Source organism: Kitasatospora sp. NPDC091257 (genome assembly GCF_044757675.1).
Lineage (GTDB): Bacteria > Actinomycetota > Actinomycetes > Streptomycetales > Streptomycetaceae > Kitasatospora > Kitasatospora lactacystinica.
Window position 1 is genome coordinate 1 of the sequence record NZ_JBIVVI010001143.1, and the last position, 2,903, is coordinate 2,903.

Here is a 2,903-nt window from a genome sequence, read left to right on the forward strand (position 1 = left end):
CCGAGCTGGGTCCGACCCGGAGCGAACCCGGAACGGCCCCGGAGCCGTACCCCGGGACGGCTCGGGGTACGGCTCGGGGTACGGCTCCGGGGCGCGCGTCAGGCGAGCGGCGCCTTGGTGCGCAGGACCTCGACGAAGGCGCGCAGCCACCCCGGGTGGTCGGGCCAGGCGCGGGCCGAGACGACCGTGCCGTCCACCACGGCCTCGCCGTCCACGAACTCGGCGCCCGCCGCCTTGATGTCCGGGGCCAGCGCCGGGTAGGCCGAGGTGCGGCGGCCGTTCAGCACGCCGGCGGCGGCGGTGATCAGCGGGCCGTGGCAGATCTGGGCGACGGGCTTGTCCTCGGCGAAGAAGTGCTGCGCGATCCGCTGCACGTCCGGGTCGTTGCGCAGGTACTCGGGGGCGCGGCCGCCGGGGATGACCAGGGCCACGTAGTCGGCCGGGTCGACGTCGGCGAGGGCCACGTCGGCGGGCCAGGTGTAGCCGGGCTTCTCGGTGTAGGTGTCGAACCCCTCGACGAAGTCGTGCACCACGAACTGGAGGCGCTTCTTCGTCGGGGCCGCGATGTCGACCTGGTAGCCCTCCTCGCGCAGCCGCTGGTACGGGTAGAACACCTCCAGTGACTCGGCGGCGTCCCCGGTGACGAGCAGGATCTTCGATGTCATCGCCGACATCCCTCCACGTGGTCGAGCCTCAGGTCGGGTACGGGCGCCGGGCGGTGGCAGCCGGCCCGGGCCCGGTCCAACCTCCCGTACCGGGGTCACCGTTGGCAACGGGGCGCACCGGGCGCGCAACGGCGCATACGGACGTGCGTGCGCCGGTTGCGGGGAGTGCGCGCGGGTGGGACGCCCGGCTGCGGAGGCCGGCGGCCCGGGTCCTAGAATCCTGCTGCCCACGACCGTCCCCCTCCCGGAGAAGCCCATGCCCGACCGCACCACCCACCTCGTCCTGCCCGGCTACCAGAACTCCGGCCCCGAGCACTGGCAGACCCGCTGGGAGGCGGCCGAGCCGGACTCCTTCCGCCGGGTCGAACAGGCGGACTGGGACCACCCGGAGCGGACGGACTGGGTGGCCCGGGTGGACGCGGCGGTGGCCGCCGCCCGGGGCCCGGTGGTACTGGTCGCCCACAGCCTGGGCTGCGTCACGGCGGCCCACTGGGCGGCCACCGCCGCCGCCGGGCGGACCGCCGCCGTCCGGGGCGCGCTGCTGGTGGCCCCGGCGGACGTCGACACCGCCGAGGTCCCGGAGCTGGTGGGCTTCCGCCCGGTGGCACTGGAGCCCTTGCCGTTCCCGGCCGTGGTGGTCTCCTCGACCGACGACCCGTGGGTCTCCCCCGAGCGGGCCCGCGCGTTCGCCGCCGCCTGGGGCGCCCGGTACGTCGAGCCGGGCGCGTACGGGCACCTCAACTCCGACTCCGGACTGGGCGACTGGCCGGAGGGCCGAAAGCTGCTCGCCGAGCTGTGACCGCGACCACGGGGGAACGGGGAACGGGGGCGGAGGGACGATGAACCGGAGGACGACGAACCGACGCACGTCCCGATCCAGGCGCGTCCTGGTCCGGCTGCTGGCGGCCGGCGGGCTGGCCGCCGTGCTGCTCTACACCGAGGGGCAGTGGGAGAGCCGGTCGGGCGGGCGGATGCTGGTGGCCGACCTGTTCAACCGGCCGGAGCTGCTGCTCGGCGGCGCGCTGGCGGCGCTGATCGCGGCCGCCTGGCTGGGCGACCTGCGGGCCGCGGTGCGGACGGCCACCCGGACCGTCACGGTGACCGCCGGGGTGGTGTTCCTGCTCGGCGTGGTGGCCGCGCACAAGGTGTCGGCGGCCGAGACCCGCAGCCGGGAGGACGCCCCGGCCGGGGCCGAGCGCGCCCTGGTGGTGGTGCACCGCTCGTACGCCACCGGGCCGGAGTCGGGCGAGCACTGGCAGGTGCTGCTGGAGAGCGGTGAGGGCTGGTCGGCCCGGCGCTGGTCGCTGGCGGACGTCGGCAGGGACCAGGGCGACGCCCGGCTGGTGGAGGCGAGCTGGACCGGGCGGGAGCAGATCACCGTGGTGACCGACTCCTATCGGCGGGTGTTCAACCTCGACCAGGACAGCGGGGAGCCGGTCGCGGCGCGGTAGCCCGGCCCGACCCGAGGCCGTCGCCCGTCGCCCGTCGCCCGTCGCCCGTGGGCAGCTGGGCAGCTGGGCGTCACTGCTCCGTCATGTGCGCGATCATCTGCTCCCGGACCCGGTCGAGGTGGCGGGCCATGACCTCGGCGGCGCGGTCGGCCCGGCCCTCGGCAACGGCCTCCGCGAGGTGCTCGTGGTCGGTTATCGAGGCCTCGGTGTGCGAGGCCGGCACGTTGTGCCGGCTGCGGAGCACCGCGATCTGCTGGTGCACGCGCTCCACCTGTTCGGCGATCCGGGGGCTGCGGGCCGCGTCGAGCAGCGCCTGGTGGAAGTCGAGACTGCTGCGGTGGGCGAACCGGCGGCCCCCGGTCATCAGCTTCCTCGACTGTTCGCACGCCCGGCGCAGGGCCGTGACGTCCTTGCGGTCGCGCCGCTCGGCGGCCAGGCGCGCGGCGGCGGTCTCCAGCGCGGACCGCAGCTCGAACAGGGCCTCGACCTCCCGCGGGCCGGCCTCGAAGACGACGGCGCCCTTGTTGGGCACGTGCACGAGCAGGCCCTCGCTGACGAGCTGCCGGATGGCCTCGCGCAGCGGTCCCCTGCTGATGCCCAGCTCGCGGGCGACCTCCACCTCGTTGATCCGGGTTCCGGACGGGATCTCGCCGGTGAGGACGCGCTCGCGGAGCGTGCCCACGAGCTGGCCCGCCAGGCCGCGCCGGAGGGTCTCTGGCATGGGTGGTGTCCGTCCGTTCGGGACTGGCCGCCGCTGTCGTCCGGCCAGGTCGGGGGGTGTGCCCGG

4 protein-coding genes are annotated in these 2,903 nt (G+C 75.5%); 2 read left to right on the forward strand and 2 right to left on the reverse strand.

Annotated elements, in window-relative coordinates; translation table 11 throughout:
* Positions 1 to 98: 98 nt before the first annotated feature.
* Complete coding sequence (locus tag ACIQOV_RS35515) at positions 99 to 665, reverse strand: DJ-1/PfpI family protein (protein ID WP_359912504.1); 567 nt, start codon at positions 663 to 665, stop codon at positions 99 to 101.
* A 256-nt stretch (positions 666 to 921) separates the two neighbouring features.
* On the opposite strand from ACIQOV_RS35515, the gene ACIQOV_RS35520 reads away from it, so the two are divergent.
* The gene (locus tag ACIQOV_RS35520) at positions 922 to 1,464 is read left to right on the forward strand and encodes an RBBP9/YdeN family alpha/beta hydrolase (protein WP_401054952.1); all 543 of its coding nucleotides are present in this window, start codon (positions 922 to 924) and stop codon (positions 1,462 to 1,464) included.
* Positions 1,465 to 1,504: 40 nt separating this feature from the next.
* The gene (locus ACIQOV_RS35525; RefSeq protein WP_401054953.1) at positions 1,505 to 2,116 is read left to right on the forward strand and encodes a hypothetical protein; all 612 of its coding nucleotides are present in this window, start codon (positions 1,505 to 1,507) and stop codon (positions 2,114 to 2,116) included.
* A 70-nt stretch (positions 2,117 to 2,186) separates the two neighbouring features.
* On the opposite strand, the gene ACIQOV_RS35530 is transcribed toward ACIQOV_RS35525, so the two are convergent.
* Positions 2,187 to 2,837: a GntR family transcriptional regulator gene (locus tag ACIQOV_RS35530; RefSeq protein WP_380551557.1), complete on the reverse strand. Its 651-nt coding sequence runs from the start codon at positions 2,835 to 2,837 to the stop codon at positions 2,187 to 2,189.
* Between the last annotated feature and the right edge of the window lie 66 nt (positions 2,838 to 2,903).